Origin of the sequence: Mesorhizobium sp. M7A.F.Ca.AU.001.01.1.1, assembly GCF_004022735.1 — a bacterium.
In the GTDB taxonomy this organism is placed as follows: Bacteria; Pseudomonadota; Alphaproteobacteria; order Rhizobiales; family Rhizobiaceae; genus Mesorhizobium; species Mesorhizobium ciceri.
In genome coordinates, this window is the sequence record NZ_RZPF01000672.1 from 1 (window position 1) to 3,598 (window position 3,598).

Annotated in this window: 4 protein-coding genes; 2 read left to right on the forward strand and 2 right to left on the reverse strand. The window is 64.5% G+C overall.

The annotated features are described in order from the left end of the window. Positions 1-252 precede the first annotated feature (252 nt). Positions 253-777 (reverse strand): glycosyltransferase, encoded by a 525-nt coding sequence (locus EN884_RS29515; protein ID WP_063167649.1) that lies wholly within the window; start codon positions 775-777, stop codon positions 253-255. 149 nt (positions 778-926) lie between these two features. Here EN884_RS29515 and EN884_RS29520 point away from each other — a divergent pair, with 149 nt between their 5' ends. Beyond that, positions 927-2,081, forward strand: coding sequence for a PA0069 family radical SAM protein (locus EN884_RS29520; RefSeq protein WP_023808673.1), 1,155 nt, complete (start codon positions 927-929; stop codon positions 2,079-2,081). Between the two features lie 152 nt (positions 2,082-2,233). Continuing rightward, a complete protein-coding gene (locus EN884_RS29525; RefSeq protein WP_027164182.1) occupies positions 2,234-2,935 on the forward strand; it encodes a ribonuclease HII in 702 nt (233 codons plus the stop codon). A gap of 275 nt (positions 2,936-3,210) precedes the next feature. On the opposite strand, the gene EN884_RS29530 is transcribed toward EN884_RS29525, so the two are convergent. Continuing rightward, positions 3,211-3,598: ATP F0F1 synthase subunit B (locus EN884_RS29530; RefSeq protein WP_128360899.1), on the reverse strand; the 388-nt coding region annotated here is incomplete at its 5' end.

The following is a 3,598-nucleotide window of genomic DNA, read 5'->3' on the forward strand; positions in this document are numbered from 1 at the left end:
CCTTGAGATAGGTCGGAATGCGCACCGCGATGCGTCGCAACAGACTGCCGTCGCGCGCAATAGCCTCGAGACTGGCCGCGCCGGATGTGTCGGGGGTTGAAAGCTTCATTGGGTCCTCGGCTATGAGAGCACCACCGATGCCGCATCGGTGCTCGCCACTCGGCATGTCCCAAACCCAATTCCCGCTTGAACGGACGCTAACCCCGCGTCAGATTTTGTGCAATGCACAATGGCCTGAGCAGCTGCAAAAAATCATGTCGAGGAGCGGCGTTCCTGCTTGGCGGGCGCCATCCAGATCTCGGCGTCGAGCCGCTTCGTTGCGAGGCCGCGGGCGATGGCCTCAGCACTGCCGGCACTCTTGGCCGCGGCCGCCGCCTGACGCTTGCTGATCAGCAATCCGTCGGCCAGGGCGCGGTTTCCCGAAAAGACCCGTGCCAGGAATGGCGTGCGGCTGGCCCGCGTGCGCGAAAACCGTGCGGCCATGGTCTGCCTGGCCGTATGCGCGACAACCTCATCGATCCAGCCCTCCACCAACCGCGCGCCCGGTTCCAGGAGCAGCAACCAGTCCCCCTTGGCCTGGCGGATGCCGGCAGCGACACCGCCGGTCACGTACTGACAGCCGGCATGCTCGGCCACACGATGCGTCTGGTCGGCGGAGCCTGTGTCGCAGACGATGACTTCACGCACCACGCCTTCGACCGCGCCGCCAATCAGCGAGGCGAGCGTGCGGGCGAGGCCCTCCTCGTCATTGCGGGTTTCGATGAGAACACTGAGCATCCTTAGCCGAATAGCGGAAAGCGCCGCACAGCGCCAGTTTTGCATCGCACCATAGAAAGTTCTTGCTTTGTTCTCATCGATGAAATAGGAATAATTTCATGAACAGAGCGATTCGACACAACACGGACAGTCCCTGGGAGCGGGCGAAAATGGAACAGATCGTGCGCGCCGACATTGCAGCTTTCGGAGCAGGAAGAGCCGAGATGGCCAATGCGATGGTCGAGCAGAGCGGCATGCGTGTCCGCCCGGACCGCAACCGCGGCAGGTCGGCCGGCATCAACCCGTCCGGCCGATTCGAGCCAGTCAGCCGGCACGTGTTCGACGATGGCTGGAATTCGCTGGAAGAACTGCCCCCCTTCAAGACCGAAGTGCAGGTCGAGAAGCCGCGCACCATCATCACCCGCAACGAATCGCCCGACATTTCCTTCGACCGTTCCATCAACCCTTATCGCGGCTGCGAGCATGGCTGCGTCTATTGCTTTGCCCGCCCGACGCACGCGTTCATGGGCCTGTCGCCGGGTCTGGATTTCGAATCGAAGCTGTTCGCCAAACCTGATGCGGCGCGCTTGCTCGACAAGGAGCTTTCGAAGGACAGCTATCAGCCGCGCACCATCGCCATCGGCACCAACACCGACCCCTACCAGCCGATCGAGAAGCAATACCGGATCATGCGCGAAATCCTCGAAGTGCTGGAAGCGCGCGGCCATCCGGTCGGCATCGTGACAAAGTCCGCCCTGGTGACGCGCGATATCGATATCCTGTCGCGCATGGCCGAACGAGGGCTCGCCAAGGTGGCGCTGTCGGTGACGACGCTCGACCGCATGCTGGCGCGCACCATGGAGCCGCGCGCGTCGACGCCGACCAAGCGGCTGGAAGCGATCCGGCAGCTTTCGGATGCCGGCATTCCGGCGTCGGTCATGGTGGCTCCGATCATTCCGGGCCTGACTGATCCGGAGATGGAACGCATCCTCGATTCGGCACGTGCGGCCGGCGCGCGCGAGGCGGGTTATGTGATCCTGCGGCTGCCGCTGGAGGTCAGCCCGATCTTCAAGGACTGGCTGCTGCGCCATTATCCCGACCGTTACCGCCATGTGATGTCGCTTGTCCGCTCCATGCGTGACGGCAAAGACTACGATTCGGAATGGGGCAAGCGCATGAAGGGCGCCGGTCCCTATGCCTGGCAGATCGGCCGGCGCTTCGAGATCACAGCCAAGCGGCTTGGTCTCAATGCCGAACGGCGCACGCTGCGGACCGATCAGTTCGTTGCCGCCGGGAAAGACCAGGTGCAACTGACGCTGCTTTGAAGAGACAATTCGTCGCGATGGATTGATCCGTCGCGCACCAAGAATCCCGTCCGGCCTGCCCCGGCCTGCAGACGGTGCCCTCCCGGTCCGGCGCCCCACCCGACCCGGAGGGACTTGCGGAGAATCGGAGCCGATGCGAACCTCGCCGCAACATGGCTCGCGCGCGTTCTGATTCTCCGCCTCTCTTTGAGATCATCGAGAAGCCCGACTTCTCCTTCGAGACGAAGGCGATGGCGGAGGGCCTGTGGCCGGTCGCCGGGATGGACGAGGCAGGCCGCGGCCCCCTGGCCGGGCCGGTGGTCGCCGCAGCGGTGGTGCTCGATCCCGCCAACATTCCCGACGGCCTCGACGATTCCAAACGCCTCAGCCATTTACAGCGTGAGGCCCTGTTCCTGCGCATTCTCGGCTCCGCACAGGCGGTCTCGATGGCCTCCATCAGCGCCGAGGGCATCGACGGCAGCAACATCCTCAAGGCAAGCCTGGAAGCCATGCGGCGCGCGCTGGTAGGGCTGTCGGTCCGGCCGAAGCTTGCGCTTGCCGATGGACGCGACGTGCCGCCGGGACTGCCTTGTGAAGGGCGCGCGCTGATCAAGGGCGACCAGCGTTCGCAGTCGATCGCCGCCGCCTCGATCGTCGCCAAGGTGATGCGCGACCGCATGATGTGCGGCTGCGGCAACCATCACGACCGCTACGGGTTCGAAGTCCATATGGGCTACGCCACGGTTCGTCATCGCACCGCGATCGAAGCGCATGGCCCGGTGGCGCGGCTGCACCGCGTGTCGTTTGCGCCATTCCGGCTGGGTGGGGCCGAGGTGGACGTGGTGGAAGAAGAGAGCTTCGCCGGGCTGGATTGAGCGACGACGACGACAAGCCAATCTCCCCCCTTGTGGGGGAGATGTCCGGTAGGACAGAGGGGGGCGCTGTCCCGCCGGCCTCTCAATCGATTGCAGTTATGCCCTCAGGCTTGTCCCGATAGACCTTAGGACAACAAAGGTTAGCGTTCCTTCACGCCCCCCTCTGCCCTGCCGGGCATCTCCCCCACGAGGGGGGAGATTGGCAGCTTCAGCGCCGCAACAAAAAAGCCGCCGGGTTGCCCGGGCGGCTTTCGATGACTGGCTAGACGAACCGCCTAATTCAGCTTCGACTTCACGTCCGCGAGCGAAGCCTTGAACAGATCTGCACCGGCCTTGGCGTCGATCTTGCCGGCAAGCAGCGCGCGTGCTGCCTCGACGGCGATGTCGACGGCGCTGGCGCGCACTTCGCTGATGGCATCACGCTCGGCCTGACCGATCTTCTGTTCGGCAAGCGCGGTGCGCCTGACGACATAGTCCTCGGTCTTCTTATGCGCGTCGGCGGCAAGCATGTCGGCTTCGCGCTTGGCGGCAGCGACGATGTCGGCGGCCTCCTGCTCGGCTTCCTTGCGCTTGCGCTGGTACTGGCCGAGCAGCTGCTGGGCCTCCTCGCGCAGCCGGCGCGCTTCGTCCAGTTCATTGCTGATCCTGGCGGCACGGGCGTCG

Excerpts from the sequence above, each read along its gene's own strand:
- EN884_RS29515 (WP_063167649.1), bottom strand. The coding sequence starts at position 777 with ATGCTCAGTGTTCTCATCGAAACCCGCAATGACGAGGAGGGCCTCGCC.
- EN884_RS29520 (WP_023808673.1), top strand. The coding sequence starts at position 927 with ATGGAACAGATCGTGCGCGCCGACATTGCAGCTTTCGGAGCAGGAAGA.
- EN884_RS29525 (WP_027164182.1), top strand. The coding sequence starts at position 2,234 with ATGGCTCGCGCGCGTTCTGATTCTCCGCCTCTCTTTGAGATCATCGAG.